General features: G+C 66.0%; 17 protein-coding genes. 13 read left to right on the plus strand and 4 right to left on the minus strand.

The window, feature by feature from the left end:
• Positions 1 to 2: 2 nt before the first annotated feature.
• The 3 genes from minD to sbcB all read left to right on the plus strand — a co-directional run bounded on the left by minD (position 3) and on the right by sbcB (position 2,595).
• Positions 3 to 821: a septum site-determining protein MinD gene (gene minD, locus K7I12_RS02010; RefSeq protein ID WP_231662840.1), complete on the plus strand. Its 819-nt coding sequence runs from the start codon at positions 3 to 5 to the stop codon at positions 819 to 821.
• Positions 818 to 1,066, plus strand: a complete 249-nt coding sequence (gene minE / locus K7I12_RS02015; protein ID WP_031384731.1) for a cell division topological specificity factor MinE — start codon at positions 818 to 820, stop codon at positions 1,064 to 1,066. Before minD ends, minE begins: the two co-directional genes overlap by 4 nt.
• Positions 1,067 to 1,134: 68 nt before the next feature.
• The gene (sbcB, locus tag K7I12_RS02020; protein ID WP_231662841.1) at positions 1,135 to 2,595 is read left to right on the plus strand and encodes an exodeoxyribonuclease I; all 1,461 of its coding nucleotides are present in this window, start codon (positions 1,135 to 1,137) and stop codon (positions 2,593 to 2,595) included.
• Positions 2,596 to 2,702: 107 nt separating this feature from the next.
• Here the strand turns inward: sbcB and K7I12_RS02025 are convergent, their stop codons facing one another.
• The gene (locus tag K7I12_RS02025; RefSeq protein ID WP_231662843.1) at positions 2,703 to 5,528 is read right to left on the minus strand and encodes an insulinase family protein; all 2,826 of its coding nucleotides are present in this window, start codon (positions 5,526 to 5,528) and stop codon (positions 2,703 to 2,705) included.
• Complete coding sequence (locus K7I12_RS02030; RefSeq protein ID WP_231662844.1) at positions 5,528 to 6,214, minus strand: SOS response-associated peptidase; 687 nt, start codon at positions 6,212 to 6,214, stop codon at positions 5,528 to 5,530. Before K7I12_RS02030 ends, K7I12_RS02025 begins: the two co-directional genes overlap by 1 nt.
• Before the next feature lie 162 nt (positions 6,215 to 6,376).
• On the opposite strand from K7I12_RS02030, the gene K7I12_RS02035 reads away from it, so the two are divergent.
• Positions 6,377 to 6,991, plus strand: a complete 615-nt coding sequence (locus K7I12_RS02035) for a TetR/AcrR family transcriptional regulator (protein WP_031384727.1) — start codon at positions 6,377 to 6,379, stop codon at positions 6,989 to 6,991.
• A complete protein-coding gene (locus K7I12_RS02040) occupies positions 6,988 to 8,892 on the plus strand; it encodes an MFS transporter (protein WP_031384726.1) in 1,905 nt (634 codons plus the stop codon). The genes K7I12_RS02035 and K7I12_RS02040 overlap by 4 nt, the downstream gene beginning before the upstream one ends.
• Here K7I12_RS02040 and K7I12_RS02045 read toward each other — a convergent pair.
• Positions 8,886 to 10,169, minus strand: a complete 1,284-nt coding sequence (locus K7I12_RS02045) for an HlyC/CorC family transporter (protein ID WP_031384725.1) — start codon at positions 10,167 to 10,169, stop codon at positions 8,886 to 8,888. The two genes, K7I12_RS02040 and K7I12_RS02045, sit on opposite strands and share 7 nt — an antisense overlap.
• 87 nt (positions 10,170 to 10,256) lie before the next feature.
• Positions 10,257 to 11,057, minus strand: a complete 801-nt coding sequence (locus K7I12_RS02050; RefSeq protein ID WP_031384724.1) for a cytochrome C assembly family protein — start codon at positions 11,055 to 11,057, stop codon at positions 10,257 to 10,259.
• Positions 11,058 to 11,309: 252 nt separating this feature from the next.
• Between K7I12_RS02050 and ffh the strand changes: the two genes are divergently transcribed.
• The 8 genes from ffh (at position 11,310) to K7I12_RS02090 (ending at position 18,110) form a co-directional block, all read left to right on the plus strand.
• Positions 11,310 to 12,740: a signal recognition particle protein gene (ffh, locus tag K7I12_RS02055; RefSeq protein WP_031384723.1), complete on the plus strand. Its 1,431-nt coding sequence runs from the start codon at positions 11,310 to 11,312 to the stop codon at positions 12,738 to 12,740.
• A 147-nt stretch (positions 12,741 to 12,887) separates the two neighbouring features.
• Positions 12,888 to 13,139 (plus strand): 30S ribosomal protein S16, encoded by a 252-nt coding sequence (gene rpsP, locus K7I12_RS02060; RefSeq protein WP_231662845.1) that lies wholly within the window; start codon positions 12,888 to 12,890, stop codon positions 13,137 to 13,139.
• A gap of 13 nt (positions 13,140 to 13,152) precedes the next feature.
• Positions 13,153 to 13,713, plus strand: coding sequence for a ribosome maturation factor RimM (gene rimM / locus K7I12_RS02065; protein ID WP_231662846.1), 561 nt, complete (start codon positions 13,153 to 13,155; stop codon positions 13,711 to 13,713).
• A gap of 59 nt (positions 13,714 to 13,772) precedes the next feature.
• Complete coding sequence (gene trmD / locus K7I12_RS02070; RefSeq protein WP_031384720.1) at positions 13,773 to 14,564, plus strand: tRNA (guanosine(37)-N1)-methyltransferase TrmD; 792 nt, start codon at positions 13,773 to 13,775, stop codon at positions 14,562 to 14,564.
• A 155-nt stretch (positions 14,565 to 14,719) separates the two neighbouring features.
• A complete protein-coding gene (gene rplS / locus K7I12_RS02075) occupies positions 14,720 to 15,076 on the plus strand; it encodes a 50S ribosomal protein L19 (protein WP_031384719.1) in 357 nt (118 codons plus the stop codon).
• A gap of 121 nt (positions 15,077 to 15,197) precedes the next feature.
• On the plus strand, positions 15,198 to 16,100 hold the full coding sequence (gene xerD / locus K7I12_RS02080) for a site-specific tyrosine recombinase XerD (protein WP_231662847.1): 903 nt from the start codon (positions 15,198 to 15,200) through the stop codon (positions 16,098 to 16,100).
• Between the two features lie 3 nt (positions 16,101 to 16,103).
• On the plus strand, positions 16,104 to 16,718 hold the full coding sequence (locus tag K7I12_RS02085; protein ID WP_231662848.1) for a DsbC family protein: 615 nt from the start codon (positions 16,104 to 16,106) through the stop codon (positions 16,716 to 16,718).
• Positions 16,719 to 16,793: 75 nt separating this feature from the next.
• Positions 16,794 to 18,110 (plus strand): homoserine dehydrogenase, encoded by a 1,317-nt coding sequence (locus K7I12_RS02090; protein ID WP_031384716.1) that lies wholly within the window; start codon positions 16,794 to 16,796, stop codon positions 18,108 to 18,110.
• The last annotated feature ends 24 nt before the right edge of the window (positions 18,111 to 18,134 follow it).

An 18,134-nucleotide genomic window follows, 5' to 3' on the forward strand; every position in this document is an offset into this window, starting at 1 on the left:
TCTTGGCCAAGATCATTGTAGTGACCTCCGGCAAGGGCGGGGTCGGAAAAACGACCAGTGCAGCAGCCATCGCCACCGGGCTGGCACTGCGCGGCAAGAAAACGGTGGTAATCGACTTCGACGTGGGGTTGCGTAACCTCGACTTGATCATGGGCTGCGAACGACGCGTGGTCTACGATCTGATCAACGTGATCCAGGGCGAGGCGGGGCTCAACCAGGCGATGATCCGCGACAAGCGGGTCGAGAACCTGCATATCCTGCCGGCCTCGCAGACCCGCGACAAGGATGCGCTGACCGCCGAGGGCGTCGAGAAGGTGCTCGACACCCTGGGCAAGGACTTCGATTACGTGGTCTGCGATTCGCCGGCGGGCATCGAGCGCGGCGCGCAGCTGGCCATGTATTTCGCCGACGAGGCGGTGGTGGTGACCAATCCCGAAGTCTCCTCGGTGCGCGACTCCGATCGCATCCTCGGCCTGCTGGGTTCCAAGACCCGCCGCGCCGAGCAGAATCGCGATCCGGTCAAGGAGCACCTGCTGATCACGCGCTACGATCCGGAGCGGGTCACCGGCGGCGACATGCTCAACCTCGAGGACATCCACGAGATCCTGGCGATCAACCTGATCGGCCTGATCCCCGAGTCCGAGGCGGTGCTGCGAGCGTCCAACCAGGGCGTTCCGGTGACCCACGATCAGAAGAGCGATGCCGGCCAGGCCTACACCGACACGGTATCGCGCCTGCTCGGTGAAGAAGTGCCTTTGCGTTTCCATGAGTATCAGAAGAAGAGCCTGCTCTCCCGCATGTTCGGAGGAGGTCGTCGGTGAAGCTACTCGAATTTCTCAAGCGTGAACGCAAGAAATCCGCGTCGGTCGCCAAGGAGCGCCTGCAGATCATCGTGGCGCACCAGCGTAGCCAGCGTGACCAGCCGGATTACATGCCGATGCTCGAGAGGGAATTGCTGGAAGTGATTCGGCGCTACGTCAATGTCGATCAGGATGCCATCAACATCACCCTCGACAGCGAAGACGACTGCTCGGTGCTCGAGCTCAACGTCACGTTGCCGCGCTGACGCAGGTTGCTGAGTCGGGCGAGGCGCTGTGCTAGTCTGGACGCTTTGAGCCGGTAGAGGGAGCGTGCATGGCGCAGCGCAGCGATTCGCCGCAGACATTCCTGTGGCACGACTACGAGACGTTCGGCGCCGATCCGCGCAGCGACAGGCCTTCCCAGTTCGCGGCCATCCGCACCGATGCCGATTTCAACGAGCTCGGCGAGCCACTGACGCTCTATTGCCAGCCCGCGGACGACTATCTGCCGGCGCCGCAGGCCTGCCTGATCACTGGTATCACGCCGCAAACGGCGCGCCGGCGCGGGCTGCCCGAGATGGAGTTCGCGGTGCGCATCAACGCCGAGATGAGCGTGCCGGGCACCTGCGTGCTGGGCTACAACAGCCTGCGCTTCGACGACGAGGTCACTCGCCATCTGTTCTATCGCAATTTCCTCGACCCCTATGCCCGCGAGTGGCAGAACGGCAACTCGCGCTGGGACCTGATCGACGTGGTGCGGGCCTTTCATGCGCTGCGCCCGGCGGGCATCGAATGGCCGCTGCGCGATGACGGCGCGCCGAGCTTCCGGCTCGAGGATCTCACCGCGGCCAACGGCATCGAGCACGCCGGCGCCCACGATGCGCTGGCCGACGTGCGCGCGACGATCGCCCTGGCGCGGCTTCTGCGCGCGCGCAATCCCAAGCTGTTCGGCTACCTGCTCGATCTGCGCCGCAAGCGCGCGGTGGCCAGGCTGCTGGACATCCCCACACGCAAGCCGATGCTGCACATCTCGCGGCGCTATCCGGCCAGCCGCGGCTGCAGTGCATTGGTGATGCCGCTGGCCGAACATCCGTCGAACCCCAACGGGGTGATCGTCTACGACTTGAGCGTCGATCCCGAGCCGCTGTTCGAGCTCGACGTTGCGGCGATCCGCGCCCGGGTCTTCGCCAGTGCCGACGAGCTCAGCGAGGGCGAATCGCGGATCCCGCTCAAGGTCATCCATATCAACCGTAGCCCGGTACTGCTGCCGATCGCTGCGCTGACCGACGAGGTACAGGCGCGGCTCAGGCTCGACCGCGCGCGCTGCGAGGATCACTGGCAGGCGCTGCGCGCACGCCCCGAGGCGGCCCGCAAGGCCGCTGTGGCGTTTGCCGAGGGCCCGGGCAAGACGCCCAGCGACCCGGACCTGATGCTCTATTCCGGCGGTTTCTTCTCGCCGGCCGATCGTCAGCAGATGCAGCGCGTTCACGAAACCGAGCCCCAGGCGCTGGGCGAGACGGCCTTCGCCTTTCAGGACCCGCGACTCGAGGAGATGCTGTTCCGGCTGCGCGCTCGCAGCTATCCCGACACCTTGAATAGCGAGGAGCAGCAGCAGTGGGAGGCGTTTCGCTGGGCGCGGATGAACGATACCTCGCTGGGGATTCTGACTCTCAAGGCCTTCGCCCGCGAGATCGAGCAGCTCAACCAGGTCGCGCTGAGCGATCGCGATCGTCAGGTGCTCGAGGAACTGGTCATGCACGTCGAGGCGATAATGCCGCCCCAGGCCTTCGAGTAGCGTGAACGGTATGGCCGGCGTTAGCGATGCGCGGTCAACAGGCACAACAAGACCCCCGCCGGGATTGCCGGCGGGGGTCTTTGCGGATGACGATGAGCGATGGCGGTTCAGCGCCGTTCGGGCAGCGCCTCGAAGCCGGCGGTCCGGGCACTCACCTCGCTGGGCGCGTCGCCGGGGGTGAAGGTGACGGTCAGTGCCGGACTCGCTTGCAGGCTCTGCCAGGCCTTGCGTATATCCTCGACGTCGAGATTCGAGACCCGTTCGGCCAGCCGCTGGCGGCGATCGAAATCGGTGTCCTCGTAGGCCAGCTCGAGCCATAGCCGCTGGGTCAGCTCGGACAACGACGCATCACGTTCGAGCAGCCGGTCCTGCACCGCCTGACGGTAGGGCGCGAGGCTCGCTGCGTCGAGTCCGGCCAGACGCTTGCCGAAGTCGCCGAGGAAGGCGTCGATACGCGACTGGATGCGTGCGACGTCGGCGCTCGGTGACTGGACCAGCAGGCTGATGCCGGGCGCCTCGAGCAGCGGCTGATAGCCGGCGTTGACGATGTAGCCGAGCTGCTCCTCGGTACGCAGCTGCGCGTAGAAGGGCGTCTCGATCAACTGGCCGAGCACTGCCAGCCGGGCCTGGCTATCCAGCGAGCGGTCGTTGCCCTGCAGGTAGCCCAGCACGGCGCTGTCGTTGCGTGTCGAGCGCGGATGCAGGGTCGGCGGCTCGCGGGGCACCTCAAGCGTCTCGAGATCGGGGATCGCTGAATCGGCCAGCTCGGGGGCCAGGGCATTGGCGACGCTCAGCCCCACGCGACGCGCCCGTGCCGGCTCGAGGTTGCCGACCGCCAGGCTCTCGAGGTGCAGGCTATCCAGAAAGCGCCGGCGATAGGCGCGCAGGTCGTCGGCGTCGAGGGTGTCGATGGCGTCGAGCAGGGCGGTATTCGACCAGCTGGGACGAATCAATGCGTCGCCCAGGGTCTGTTGCATTTGCTGGTAGAGCGGTCCCTGGGGGGCATTGCGCCATTGGCGCTCGAGCCCTAGCTTGACGCGCGCCACGCTGTCCGCGGCGATCTCGCCCTGGCGCAGCTGTTCGAGCACGCGTTGAATGACCCGCTCCTGATTGTCCCGCCAGCCGGAAAACGACAGCGTCATGCCGCGGCCATGGGCGTAGGCGTTGAACGACTGGCCGGCCAGGCGCGCCGGATAGAGCGCTTCGTTGAGGCTGTCGTTGAGCCAGCCGGCGAGCAGCCGGGTCAGGGCGGCATCGCGTGCCTTGTTTGCCGCGGCGGGGTTCTGCAGGCTGAAGCGCCACTCGACGCGCGGCGTACCGAAGCTTGCGTCGGGGCGATACCACAGGGCGTGCTCGGGGGTGTCGATCAGTGCCTTGGGCGGTGCGGAATCGAGCGGCAGCAGGCTCAGGTTCTCGGCGATGTAGGGGTTGGGCTCGGGCAATGCCAGCCCGTCGAGCGGCTCGGCCGGGGGCCACTCGTCGAGGCGCGCTAGCCGATAGGGCGCGTCGAACCACTCGGTGGTTTGCTCGCCTTCGACAGCGGGCCCGCTGTAGACGCGCAGCAGGCGCTCGGGGGTGAGCTTGGCGAGGATCGTGCGCAGCTCGTCGGGCTGATAGCCATCCATGCGGTACGGCCCGTACTGGACGTCCTCGAGCGGATAGTAGGCCATGTTCATCGCCAGGCTGCTGGCCAGATCGATGGGCTCGCCGCGCTGCTGAAAGCGGAAATCCTGCTCGGCGAGTTGGGCCTGCTCCCGGTAGCGCCAGGCATCGAGGCCTGATTTGCGGATACGCTCGATCATCGCGAACAGGCTGGCCTGGATCCGGTCGAGTCGCTTGGCGCCCTGTGGCGTCAGGCTGATGTCGACCACGAACAGCGCGTCGTCCCCGTCGCCCTGCGCGCTACCCGCGGACAGACCATCGGCCCAGCCGGCTTGGCGCAGCGCAGCCAGCAGGCTGCCTTGGCCCTCGTGGCCGAGCAGGTTGGCGAGGTAGTCGAGCGACTTGTGACGATAATCCTGTTGCGGGTCGGCGATGGGAAAGACGAAGCGCACCTGGCGGCGATCCTCGAGGCTCTTGACCGCGAGCCGAGCCGGCAGCTGCTCGTCGGTCAGCAACGGTTGAGGCAGGGTGGGCCGGCTCAGGCCGCGATCGGGGATGGCGGCGAAATCGTCGCGAACCCAGCCTTCCAGGGTTTCCAGCGATTGCGGGGCGATCACCACCAGATTCATCACATTGGCGCCATAGCGGGCCTGGTAGAAGTCGATCAGCGATTGACGCAGTGATTGGCTGCCATCGTCGAGCGTCTCGAGATTGCCCACGGCGAAACGTGTCGAGGGATGCTCGGGGTTGAGCGCCTGGTTCATGGCTTCGTTGACGCGACGCCCATCGTCACGCAGTCGGGCCTGGTATTCGGAGTTCACGGCCTGGCGCTCGCGGTCGACATAGTCGGCGTTGAAGCGCGGGGCGATGAAGAACTGGCTGAAGCGATCGAGCGCACCCTCGAGTGCGCCAGGCTCGATATCGAAGAAATAGTTGGTGTCGCGGCTGGCGGTGAAGGCGTTGTGACTGCCGCCGTGCTGGTTGATGTATTGCTGGTAGCTGTCGGCTTGCGGATAGCGCTCGGTGCCCAGAAACAGCATGTGCTCGAGAAAATGTGCCAGACCCGGAGTGGCCTCGGGATTCTGGCTGCTGCCGACGGCGACATTCATTGCCGCGGCGGCCTTGTCGGCGTCAGGATCGCTGATCAGCAATACTTCGAGCCCGTTGTCCAGCGTCAGGCTACGGTAGTCGCGGTTGTCGTTAGGGCTGACGATCGGGGGGGCTGAGTCGGCCGTCGTGGCTTGGCTGCCATCGTCGGCCATGGCCGGTACGCTGAACAGCAGGCCGAGGAGCAGCGCAAGGGCGCTGGACCGGGGTCGCAGTGAGTGCATCATGTCTCCTGTTCGCTATGCCAACGGATCATCTTGCCGGTGGGGCGGCCGCAGGCCCAATCCTGATTGGCGGGGTCGTTTACCTGTCTTGATACAGGAAAAGCGCCCAACAGTTCCAAAGGCGCCGGCGACAGGCCGTCACGTACCCGCGACAGCGGCGTCGCCGGGTCGAGCCATTCGGCAAGGCGCTGGGGCGCTATTAGCGCCGGAAAGCGCTCGCTGAGCGGAGCCAGCAAGGGATTGGCCGGCACCGTGATCAGCGCCGTGGAATCGTTGTAGGCACTCAGCGTGGTGTGGTAGCGGCACCACAACCCGGCGAGCAGCAGGGGGCCGCGGTCGCCCCGGGTGATCAGAAACGGCTGCTTCATGCGCGGCTGGATCTTCCACAGGTAGACGCCGCTGACCGGGATCACGCAGCGGCGCGCGGCAAAGGCGTCACGGAACATGGCGCGTTCATCGAGGGATTCGGCGCGCGCGCAGTGCGGCGCGTGATCGAGCACCTTGAGCCAGGGCGGCGTCAGCCCCCAGAACGCCGTGGCCAGATGCCATCCCGAGCCTGTCTGGCGAACGATCGATAGCGGGTTGCGCGGGGCGCGGTTGGGGCTTTGCTGCAGCGGCTGATCGACGTGCAGTTCGTCTATCAGCTCGGCGAGCGGGTGCGCGGCGATGTGCAGGCGTCCGGCCATGGGCTCTCCTGGGGCGGTGCGCTGGCGCGCGGTGAGGGTGTCGGCGCGCGGTGTAGGCGCACTCAGCGGGCTTGCGTTTACGCACGGTGTCGATATGCTGGGGTGAAAACAGTGTTCGACCACGCCGTCCAACGTCGGACGGGCGACGAGACGAGGAACTCAATGGCACGTCCCAGACAGCATGCGCCCGAGGCGTTGCATGCCCAGGTCATGACGGCATGCGATGGCTGGCTGCGTGAACAGCCCGTGCATACGCTCTCGCTGCGTGCGCTGGCTCGGGAAATCGGCTGCGCGCCCAGTACCCTGCTGAAGCTGTACGGCAGCTTCAACAATCTACTGCAGTACGTCAATATCGAAACCCTCGAACGCTTGCGCGGAGCCATCGAGGAGATGGGCGAGGCCGCGCCCGAGCCGCGCCTCAAGGCGCTGGCGACGGCCTACTGGCAATTCGCTCGTCAGGATCCCTACCGCTGGCAGTTGCTGTTCGACTACCCGCTGGCCCAGGAGGGCGAGCTCGACCAGCGTCAGAGCAGCATGATCGAGGGCCTGTTCACCCGTGTCGAAGCGACCCTCAAGGAGTACCAGCCGGATCTCGATGCACTCGAATCGCGGCGCATGGCGCGCACCCTGTGGGGCAGCGTTCACGGCCTGGTCCAGTTGGGCCTGAACGAGCGCCTGGGCTACTGGCAAGGCCACCAGCTGGAAGTCGGCGAACTGCTCGACCAGCTCCTGACCACCATTCTCGCCGGGCTCAGGCACAGCCCGAGGACGCCGTGAGCCGATCGTTACTGGCGCGCCGCCATTTCGCCCCGTTCTTCTGGACCCAGGCACTGGGCGCCTTCAACGACAACGTCTTCAAGAACATTCTGCTGCTGCTGCTGACCTTCGTTGCGGTGCCGCGCTATGGCTGGGATACCGGCCTGCTCAACAATCTGGCGGCGGGGCTGTTCATTCTGCCGTTCCTGCTGTTCTCGGCCTGGGGCGGCACGCTGGCCGACCGCCTCGACAAGCAGCGTCTGGTGCGTCGGCTCAAGCTGCTTGAGCTTGTCACCATGTGCCTGGCCGCGGCGGCGGTATGGTTCGAGCAGTTTCTGCTGCTGCTCGGCCTGCTATTCATGATGGGCACCCAGTCGGCGCTGTTCGGGCCGGTCAAGTACTCGATCCTGCCGCAGCATCTGCCGCGCACTGAACTGGTGCGCGGCAATGCCTGGGTCAATCTGGGCACCTTCGTGTCGATCCTGCTGGGCACCCTGCTGGCGGGGGTGCTGACCTCGCTCGACGCGGCTACCGCGCGGTTGACGATTGGCGCCACGCTGATCGGCGTGGCCTTGCTCGGCTACGCCACCAGCCTGGCCGTGCCGGCGGCGCCCTCCAGCGATCCCGGGCCGGTCGGCTGGCGGCCGTTGTCCGGCAGCGTCGCGGTGCTGCGCGACAGTTGGCGTCAACCGCGGATCTTCCGCGCCCTGGTGGGCATCAGTCTGTTCTGGTTTCTGGGCGCCTGTTATCTGACTCAGTTGCCGGCGTGGGTGCGCGATGTGGTTCATGGTGGCGAAAGCGCCGTCAGCTGGCTGCTGGGTGCCTTCGCGCTGGGTGTCGGCGGCGGGGCGCTGCTCTGCGCGCGGCTTTCCGCCGGGCGCCTCGAGCTGGGCCTGGTGCCGCTGGGGGCGTTGTTGATCGCCGCCGGCGGGCTGACGTTTGCCGAGCAGCCGGCGCTGGCCGGCGAGGCGATGTCACTCGCCACGCTGCTGGCCACTCCGGGCTTCTGGGTGATGTCGCTGGCGCTGGCGCTGGTCGGCGTCGGTGGCGGGTTGTATATCGTGCCGCTTTATACCCTGGTTCAGGTGATCAGCGCCGAGCATCAGCGGGCGCGCATGATCGCCGCCAACAACCTGCTCAATGCGCTGTTCATGGTGCTTGCCGCGGGCTTCGGCATCCTGCTGTTGAGCGTGCTGGGCGTCTCGCTCAACGTCTTCTTCGCCTGGCTGGCGGGCATCGCCCTGCTGATCGGCCTGGCGGCCCTGACGATCAACCCGCGTGCGGTACTTCGGCTGGCGATCTTTGCCCTGACGCGGGTGCTCTATCGGCTGCGTTTCGTCGGACGCGGCCACATCCCCGCGCAAGGCCCGGCACTGGTGGTCTGCAATCACGTCAGCTTCATGGATGCGCTGGTGATCGGCGGGGCCAGCCCGCGACCGCTGCGCTTTCTGATGGACCGGCCGATCTACGAGTCGCCGGGGCTGAACTGGTTCTTCCGCCTGGCCGGGGCGATTCCGGTGGATTCCGAACGCCGCGATCCCGGCGGGGTGCGCCGCGCCATGCAGGAGGTCAGCCGAGCGCTACGCGATGGTCAAGTGGTGATGCTGTTTCCCGAGGGGCGGCTGACCATCGACGGCGAGGTCCAGTATTTTCGCCGCGGGGTCGACATGATCCTGCGCCGCGACGCGGTGCCGGTGGTGCCGGCGGCGCTGGCCGGCTTGTGGGGGTCATGGACCTCGCATTGCGAAGGCAGGGCCTTCACCAAGTTGCCGCGGCGCTTCCGGCCGCGGGTCGCGCTGGTGTTCGGCGAGGCATTGTCGCCGGGGCAGGCCGATCGTGCGACGCTCGAGGCGCGGGTGCGCACGCTCAAGCAAAACGCCGAGCAGAGCCTGGCCTGCAAGGCGGTCAAGGGGCGTCAGTAGGCGATCCGGCCGCGACGTGCCGACTGCCAGCAGCGCGCCGCGGTGATCAGGTTGTCCTTGACCTTGATGATCTCCATGCGCGTCGTACCCAGCTGCAGGCAGGCCGGCGCGTCGGGGAACGACTCGAGATGCTCGATGATCAGGCCGTTGAGGGTCTTGGGCCCGTCGGTGGGCAACTGCCAGCCGAGCATCTTGTTGATCTCGCGGATGTTGGCGGTGCCCTCGATGATGTAGCTGCCGTCATCCTGGAGATGGATCTCCTTGTGCATGCCGGCGACGTCGGTGGTGAATTCGCCAACGATCTCCTCGAGAATGTCCTCCAGCGTGACCAGTCCCTCCACGTCGCCGTACTCGTCGACGACGATGCCGATGCGCCGTTTCTGCTGCTGGAAGTTGAGCAGCTGGGTATGCAACGGCGTCGATTCGGGAATGAAATAGGGTTCGCGGGCCTCCTGGACGATCGCCGCCTTGGTCACTTCGCGCTTGGACAGAAAGCGCGCCGCGTTGCGCAGGTGCAGGATGCCGATGATGTTGTTGATGTCGCCCTTGAAGACCGGCACGCGGGTATGCTGGCTGGCGCGGATCTGGGCGAGGATGCTCTCCAGGTCGTCGTCCAGATCGATGCCGGCGATCTCGTGGCGTGGCACCATGATGTCGTTGACGGTGACGTTCTCGAGATCGAGGATCGACAGCAGCATTGCCTGGTGGCGACGCGGAATCATGGTGCCGGCTTCGTGGACCACGGTGCGCAGTTCGTCGCGGGTCAGATTGTCGGCGCCGCCCTCGATGTTCTTGACCCCGAGCATGCGCAGCAGGCCGTTGGACATCGCATTGACCAGCCAGACCAGCGGATAGAGTCCCTTGAGCAGCGGCTCCAGGGCCAGCGACGCCGGGAAGGCGATGCGTTCGGGCTTGATCGCCGCGTAGGTCTTGGGCGTGACCTCGGCGAAGATCAGGATGACGATGGTCAGCACCAGGGTCGCGATGGCCGGGCCCGACACGTCGCCGAAGAAATGGATGGCGATGATGGTGGCGATCGACGCCGCCAGGTTGTTGGCGAAGTTGTTGCCGATCAGGATCACCCCGATCAGCCGATCGGGACGCGCGAGTAGGCGCACGACTCGCTGGGCGCGCCGTTCGCCGCTTTTCGCCTGATGGCTCAGCCGGTAGCGATTGATCGACATCATGCCGGTCTCGGAGCTCGAGAAGAAGGCAGACAGGCAAACAAGCAGGAAAAGCAGGCCGAACAGCAGTCCCAAGGGGATGTCGTCGCTCAAGATCGAAGAGTCCTCAATCGCGTATCAAGCTCGTTTGTAGGGAATCGAGCGCCCCGGTGTCAAGGCGAGGGGCATCGGTGCGGGCTTTCAGACTCGCTCGAAAACCACTTCAAGGGCAAACTTGCTGCCGAAGTAGGCCAGCAGCAGCAACGCGCAGCCGCCCAGTGTCCAGCGTGCCGCGCGGTTGCCGCGCCAGCCCAGGAAATGCCGACCGGCGAGCAGCGTGGCGAAAATCACCCAGGCGGCAAACGACAGCACCGTCTTGTGCACCAGGTGCTGGGCGAAGATATTGTCGAGAAACACGATGCCGCTGATGATCGCCGCGGTGAGCAGCACCATGCCGACCCAGATCAGCTCGAACAGCACGCGTTCCATGGTGGTCAGCGGTGGCAGCGACTGCACCAGACCGCGCGTATGGTGATGGCGCAGCGCCTGATTCTGGCGCGCCATCAGAAACGCCTGGACGGCGGCGATGGCGAACACCGCGAAGGCCACGATCGAGGTCAGGATGTGAATCATGATCCCCGGCGTGAGTTCGGCCCGATGGCTGCCTACCGGCAGTTCGGTGGCCAGCAGGATGGTCGCGGCGGCGATCGGGAACAGCGCCACGGCGGCACTCAGCACCGGCTTGAAGAGGCTCGCCAGCAGCAGCAGGATGACGACCAGCCAACTGACCAGCGAAGCGCTGGCCGAGATGCCCAGGCTCATCTCGCCGAGATCGCCCAGCGCGGAGGCCACCACCACGCTGTGGCAGGCCACGGCGAGCACGCCCAGGGCGCGCACCAGAACTGGATGCGGCGGGACGCGCCGGGTCAGCGCCAGGCCCTGGCAAACGCCGCCGGCGACGTAGAAGACCATGGCCAAGATAGCGAAGGGGAACGCCTGCATGAAAGGTCCTGCCGACCTGAGAAGATGCTTACAAGCGACGTTTGTAACCACCTTCTGAGCTGGATGGAAAAGCGAATCGATACGCGCGCCACTATAGCGAATTGTGTCGCGCGCGCCCAGCCTGTGCCGGTCGCGAGCATGGAGACACGCCACGTGAACGCGTATAATCGTTGTCCAAACGCGTGGTGCCGCCGTGCGTGACGCCCCGTCCCGCCCATGCCGGGCACCGTGCACCCATAGCCGGAGAGTCACATGTTCGAGAGCCTCTCGGATCGTCTGTCGAAGACGCTAAAGTCGATTACCGGTCAGGCGCGACTGACCGAGGATAACATCAAGGACACGCTGCGCGAGGTGCGCCGCGCGTTGCTCGAGGCCGACGTCGCGCTGCCGGTGGTCAAGGCATTCATCGAGCGTGTGCGCGAGCGGGCGGTGGGTCAGGAAGTCTCGAAGAGCCTGTCGCCGGGCCAGCAGTTCGTCAAGATCGTCCAGCAGGAACTCGAGGCGATCATGGGCGAAGGCAACGTGCCGCTCGAACTCAAGACGCAGCCGTCGGTGATCCTGATGGCGGGCCTGCAGGGTGCGGGCAAGACCACCTCGGTGGCCAAGCTGGCGCGTTTTCTGCGCGAACGCGAGAAGAAGAAGGTGCTGGTGGTATCCGCCGACGTCTATCGCCCGGCGGCGATCGACCAGCTCGAGACCCTGGCCAAGGAGGTCGAGGTCGACTTCTTCCCCTCGGCCAGCGACCAGCAGCCGGTGGCGATCGCCACCGCCGCGGTCAAGCACGCCAAGATCCAGTTTCATGACGTGGTGATCGTCGACACCGCAGGTCGCCTGCATGTCGACAGCGACATGATGGACGAGATCCAGGCGCTGCATAAGGCGTTGACGCCGCAGGAGACGCTGTTCGTCGTCGACGCCATGACCGGCCAGGACGCCGCCAATACCGCCAAGGCTTTCCATGATGCGTTGCCGCTGACCGGGGTCATCCTGACCAAGGCCGACGGCGACGCGCGCGGCGGGGCGGCGCTGTCGGTGCGCCAAGTCACCGGCAAGCCGATCAAGTTCATGGGCATGGGCGAGAAGGTCGATGCCCTGGAGCCGTTCCACCCCGATCGCGTGGCGTCGCGGATTCTCGGCATGGGCGACATGCTGTCGCTGATCGAGGAGGCCGAGCGCAGCGTCGACAAGGGCAAGGCCGAGCGGCTCGCCAAGAAGGTCAAGAAGGGCGACGGCTTCGATCTCGAGGATTTCCGCGATCAGCTCCAGCAGCTCAAGAAGATGGGCGGCATGGGCGGACTGATGGGCAAGTTGCCCGGCATGGGGCAGATGGCCGAGGCGGCCCAGGGTCCGGGAATGGAGAAGGAGCTGGGCAGGCTCGAGGCGCTGATCAACTCGATGACCCCCAAGGAGCGCCACAAGCCGGACATCATCAACGGCTCGCGCAAGCGCCGCATCGCCGCCGGCGCCGGCCTGCAGGTGCCCGATCTCAACCGCCTGCTCAAGCAGCACAAGCAGATGCAGAAGATGATGAAGAAGGTCGGCAAGAAGGGCGGCATGCAGAAGATGATGCGCGGCATGGGCGGAATGCCCGGCATGGGGGGCGGCCCGGGTGGTATGGGCGGTCCCGGCGGCATGGGCGGCATGGGCGGCATGGGCGGCCCGGGGGGATTTCCGCGCCGCTGAGCGAAGCGGAAAAAGGTTTCCAACGCCGGCCGATTTCCGTAGAATGCTGCGTCTTCGTGGCAAGCTGCGCGCATGCGCGGCGAATGACTGCAGCTGCAGTCGTCACTGTGGCGTAATTTCTGAATACAACCGAAGGACAGTAACGCAATGGTTACCATTCGTCTGGCACGGGGTGGCGCCAAGAAGCGTCCCTTCTATCATCTGGCCGTCAGCGATTCGCGCAAGTCTCGCGATGGTCGTTTCATCGAGCGCGTCGGCTTCTTCAACCCGGTCGCCCGCGGTCAGGAAGAGCGTCTGCGCGTCGACCTCGAGCGCATCAGCCACTGGCAGAGCCTCGGTGCGCAGGTTTCCGATCGTGTTGCCGAGCTGATCAAAGAAGCCCGCAAGCAGCAGGCCTGAGGCGGTGTCCGGCATGCCGAGTAACGCGATGAAGGGTGCCGCTACCGGCGCGTCGGATGACGACTACGTCGTATTGGGCAAGTTGACCAGCCCCTACGGCGTCAAGGGGTGGTTGAAGGTGTATTCGTATACCAGCCCGATGGACGGCATTCTCGCCTACCCTCAATGGATCGTCGTGGCACGCGGCGAACGCGTGGCCCGGTGCCTGGTTCAGGGGCGGCGTCAGGGCAATGGCCTGGTGGCCAGTCTCGAAGGCATCGATTCGCGGGAACAGGCCGAACGGCTGGCGGGCGCGGAGATACTGCTGCCCAAGCAGACATTGCCGGCGCTCGATGCGGGCGATTACTACTGGTACCAGCTCGAGGGGCTGCGGGTGGTGACGCTGCAGGGCGTCGATCTGGGCTACGTGAATTACCTGTTCGAGACCGGCGCCAACGATGTGCTGGTGGTGCAGGGCGACGAACTCAGCCTTGATGGCAAGGAGCGGCTGCTGCCGTTTCTGCCCGACGAGGTGATTCGCGAGGCGGATCTCGACGCCGGCCGGTTGACGGTCGACTGGGATCCGGATTTCTAGCATCGGGCTGCCCGAACGTGCCTTGGGGCACTGTCGATTTTGGGCCCTAGGGATCTGCCGTGTGGATTGGTGTCGTCTCACTGTTTCCGGGCATGTTCGAAGCCGTGACCGGCTTCGGGGTGACCGGTCGAGCGGTCAGCCAGGGGCTCCTGGAAATCGAGCTCTGGAACCCGCGGGATTACGCCACGGATCGCCACCGCACGGTCGATGACCGGCCCTACGGCGGCGGTCCGGGGATGCTGATGAAGGTCGACACCCTGCGCCAGGCGATCCATGCGGCGCGCGAGCAGGGCGAGCGACGCTCGCACGCCCCGCCCAAGGTGGTCTACCTGTCGCCGCAGGGGCGGCCTCTGGATCAGCGGGGCGTGCAGCAATTGGCGGCCAGCGGCCCCCTGGTGCTGGTTGCGGGGCGCTATGAAGGCATCGATGAGCGCGTGGTGGAGAGCGACATCGACGAAGAGGTCTCGATCGGCGACTACGTGCTGAGCGGCGGCGAGCTGCCGGCGATGGTGCTGATCGACGCGGCGGCCCGCCTGGTGCCGGGGGTGCTCGGCCATCAGGGGTCCGCCGTGGAGGACTCCTTCAGCGACGGTTTGCTGGACTGTCCGCACTATACGCGCCCCGAGACGATCGACGGGCGTCGGGTGCCGGACGTGCTGCTCAGCGGCAACCATGAAATGATTCGTCGCTGGCGCCTCAAGCAGTCGCTGGGGCGCACCTGGCTCAGGCGCCCCGAGCTGTTGCAGAGCCAGGCGTTGAACGCCGAGCAGCGCGAGTTGCTCGAGGCCTTCATCGCCGAACACGCCGACCCGGCGGAGGAGCGTGGCCCGGGGCCGGTCGAGACCGGCTAGCGCGAGCGCCACGCGTCACCCATACTCGTTCCCGCGTCGTTGAGCGTCGGGATCACACGCCAGGCGGGCGTGTGCGGTCGCCAAAGGACCGTCAGTCACCGTGCCAAGGCACGGCGCGACCCGCCCGGCAAGAACATCAGTCAAGGAGTTGCATCATGAGTAGCAAGAACAAGGTGATCCAGGCGCTCGAGGCCGAGCAGATGGAGAAGGCCGTTCCGGAGTTCTCTCCCGGTGACACTGTGATCGTGCAGGTCAAGGTCGTCGAGGGCGCTCGCGAGCGTCTGCAGGCCTTCGAGGGCGTGGTGATCGGCAAGCGCAACCGCGGCCTGAACTCCGCCTTCACCGTGCGCAAGGTGTCCCACGGTGTCGGCGTCGAACGGACCTTCCAGACCTACAGCCCGCAGGTGGCGACCATCGAGGTCAAGCGTCGCGGCGACGTGCGTCAGGCCAAGCTCTACTACCTCCGCGAGCGCAGCGGCAAGTCGGCGCGAATCAAGGAAAAGCTGGCCTGACAAGCCCGCTTCAGCGCGCCACGCGACCCCGTCGCCGCATCCTGCGGGGCGGGGTTTTGCGTATCTGGCTTGCGTATCTGGCCCTGTGCATCGGGCAATGGCGACGACATAGGACGACACCATGAGCGGTCGCGATGACGACACTCAACTGATCGATGCCTTTCTCGATGCCCTGTGGCTCGACCAGGGCGCCAGCGAGCATACCCTGAGCGCCTATCGTCATGACCTGCAGGCCTGGTGCGCGTGCCTGACGGAACGTGGCCTTGCGCTGCTCGAGCCGGGGGGCGAGACGCTGCCCGACTGGCTGGAGGCGCGCCGCCGGGCGGGCTATCAACTGCGCAGCAACGCGCGGCTATTGTCGAGTCTCAGGCGCTTCTACCGCTGGGCGCTGGCCCAGGGAATGTGCGATGCTGACCCGCTGACGGAAGTGCGGCTGCCGCGGGTGCATGCCAGATTGCCCGACACCCTCGACGAGGCCGAGGTCGAGCGGCTGCTCGAGGCGCCCGACGTCGAGACGCCGCTGGGGCTGCGCGACCGGGCGATGCTCGAGCTGTTGTATGCCTGCGGGCTGCGGGTCTCGGAACTCGTCGGTCTGCGCCAGGACAGCGTCAATCTGCGCCAGGGGGTGGTGCGGGTGCGGGGCAAGGGCGACAAGGAGCGCCTGGTGCCGATGGGCGAGGAGGCCCAGCGCTGGATCGAGCGCTATCTGCGCGGCGGGCGCGGGCAGTTGATGGACGATATTCGTCAGGCGCCGCTGTTTACGGGGCGCCGCGACGGCTTCATGACCCGCCAGACCTTCTGGCACCGCATCAAGCACTATGCGCGTTTGGCCGGGATCGACAAGCCGCTGTCGCCGCACACGCTGCGCCATGCTTTCGCCACCCATCTGTTGAATCATGGGGCTAACCTGCGGGTCGTACAGCTGTTGCTGGGGCATAGCGATCTATCGACCACGCAGATCTATACCCATGTGGCGCAGGCGCGCCTGGAGGCGCTGCACGCCGAACACCATCCACGAGGTTGAATCATGCATCGAACGTCACGCACTCTGTCCGCCGGCCTGCTGGCCATCGCCACCCTGTCGATCGCTGCGCTCTCCCAGGCGGCGACTCCGGAGGCCGGCGCGCTGAACGTCAACCGCCCCGAGGGGCAGGTCAACCAGACCCAGCAGGCCAATAACGCCGAGCGCGCCGAACGCCTGGCCGCCGTGCCCGAAGACCAGCGCATCGTCTTCCGCGGCAGCGAAAAGCCCCGGGCCGTCATCCAGGTCTTCACCGACGTCACCTGCCCGTATTCCCGCAAGTTCCACAAGGAAGTGCCGCGGCTCAACGAGATGGGCATCGAGGTCGAGTACCTGGCCTTTCCGCGCAGCGGCCTGCAATCCGGCGGCGCGCGGCAATTCGCCCAGGTGTGGTGTGCCGCCAATCCCGCCGAGGCGCTGAGCGCGGCCAAGCGGGGCGACACGCTGAGTAATGCCCCGGATTGCGACAATCCGGTCTCGGAGCAGTATTATCTGGGGCTCGAGCTGGGCGTGCAGGGCACACCCACCATCGTGCTGCCCGACGGGCGCATGGTGCCGGGTTACGTTTCCGCCGAGCGACTGGCCAACATGCTTGGCCTCGATACACGCAAGTCCGGCTGAGAGCGGAGGCGTTGGAGACAAGCGTTCGGCCGCAGGCCGGGTCGAGACCATACAGACAAGATAGGGAGCATGACGTTGAAACCGGTGAGAGTGGGTATCTGTGGGCTGGGGACCGTCGGTAGCGGCACGTTCAATGTGCTGATGCGCAACGCCGACGAAATCGCGCGTCGCGCGGGGCGGCCGATCGTCATCGAGCAGGTCGCCGCGCGGCGCGACAACCCCGATTGCGATACCACCGGGGTCAAGGTCACCGCCGATATCTTCGAGGTGGCGCAGAATCCCGACGTCGACGTGCTGGTCGAACTGATCGGCGGCTACGATGTCGCCCGCGAACTGGTGCTGATGGCGATCGCCAACGGCAAGCACGTGGTCACCGCCAACAAGGCGCTGATCGCCGTGCACGGCAACGAGATATTCCGGGCCGCCCACGACAAGGGGGTGATCGTCGCCTTCGAGGCGGCGGTGGCCGGCGGCATTCCGGTGATCAAGTCGATCCGCGAAGGCCTCGGCGCCAACTGCATCGAGTGGCTGGCGGGGATCATCAACGGCACCGGCAACTACATCCTCACCCACATGCGCGACGAGGGCCGGGCCTTCGAGGACGTGCTCGCCGAAGCTCAGGCGCTGGGCTACGCCGAGTCCGACCCGACCTTCGATGTCGAGGGCATCGACGCTGCCCACAAGCTGACCATCCTCGCCTCGATCGCCTACGGCGTGCCGCTGCAGTTCGAGAAGGCCTACACCGAAGGCATCTCGCGGATCACCGCCGAGGACGTCGAGCAGGCCGATAATCTCGGCTACATCATCAAGCACCTGGGCATTTCCAAGCGCACCGAGGCCGGTCTCGAGTTGCGCGTGCATCCCACGCTGATCCCCAAGGAGCGCCTGCTGGCCAGTGTGCACGGCGTCAAGAACGCCATCGCGGTGATGGGCGATGCCGTCGGTCCGACGCTCTACTACGGCGCCGGCGCGGGCGCCGAGCCGACCGCCTCGGCGGTGGTCGCGGATCTGCTCGACGTGGCCCGCGACATCGCCACCGAACATCATTACCGGGTGCCCTACCTGGCCTTCAGCGGCATCACCGAAGGCGATGACAGCCTGCCGATCCTGCCCATGGAGGACATCGTCACCGCCTACTACCTGCGGCTGCTGGCGGTGGACCGCCCCGGCGTGCTGGCGCGGGTGGCAACGATCCTCTCCGAACAGGGCATCTCGATCGAGGCGATCATCCAGAAGGAAGCCACCGAGGGCGAGCTGGTGCCGATCATCCTGCTCACCCATCGCACCCGCGAGAAGCAGATGAACGAGGTGATCCGCCAGCTCGAGTCGCTGTCGGACATCGCCGGCCCGGTGACCCGGATCCGCGTTGAGTCGCTCGACGAACAGCAATGACATCAGCTTCGAGCCGCGAGCTCC

Source organism: Halomonas sp. IOP_31, from assembly GCF_021151495.1.
GTDB classification, from domain to species: Bacteria; Pseudomonadota; Gammaproteobacteria; order Pseudomonadales; family Halomonadaceae; genus Modicisalibacter; species Modicisalibacter zincidurans.

Coding starts and splice junctions, on each gene's coding strand:
- sbcB (WP_231662841.1), top strand. CDS start 1,135: ATGGCGCAGCGCAGCGATTCGCCGCAGACATTCCTGTGGCACGACTAC.
- K7I12_RS02025 (WP_231662843.1), bottom strand. CDS start 5,528: ATGCACTCACTGCGACCCCGGTCCAGCGCCCTTGCGCTGCTCCTCGGC.
- K7I12_RS02030 (WP_231662844.1), bottom strand. CDS start 6,214: ATGGCCGGACGCCTGCACATCGCCGCGCACCCGCTCGCCGAGCTGATA.
- K7I12_RS02035 (WP_031384727.1), top strand. CDS start 6,377: ATGGCACGTCCCAGACAGCATGCGCCCGAGGCGTTGCATGCCCAGGTC.
- K7I12_RS02050 (WP_031384724.1), bottom strand. CDS start 11,057: ATGCAGGCGTTCCCCTTCGCTATCTTGGCCATGGTCTTCTACGTCGCC.
- ffh (WP_031384723.1), top strand. CDS start 11,310: ATGTTCGAGAGCCTCTCGGATCGTCTGTCGAAGACGCTAAAGTCGATT.
- rpsP (WP_231662845.1), top strand. CDS start 12,888: ATGGTTACCATTCGTCTGGCACGGGGTGGCGCCAAGAAGCGTCCCTTC.
- rimM (WP_231662846.1), top strand. CDS start 13,153: ATGCCGAGTAACGCGATGAAGGGTGCCGCTACCGGCGCGTCGGATGAC.
- rplS (WP_031384719.1), top strand. CDS start 14,720: ATGAGTAGCAAGAACAAGGTGATCCAGGCGCTCGAGGCCGAGCAGATG.
- xerD (WP_231662847.1), top strand. CDS start 15,198: ATGAGCGGTCGCGATGACGACACTCAACTGATCGATGCCTTTCTCGAT.
- K7I12_RS02085 (WP_231662848.1), top strand. CDS start 16,104: ATGCATCGAACGTCACGCACTCTGTCCGCCGGCCTGCTGGCCATCGCC.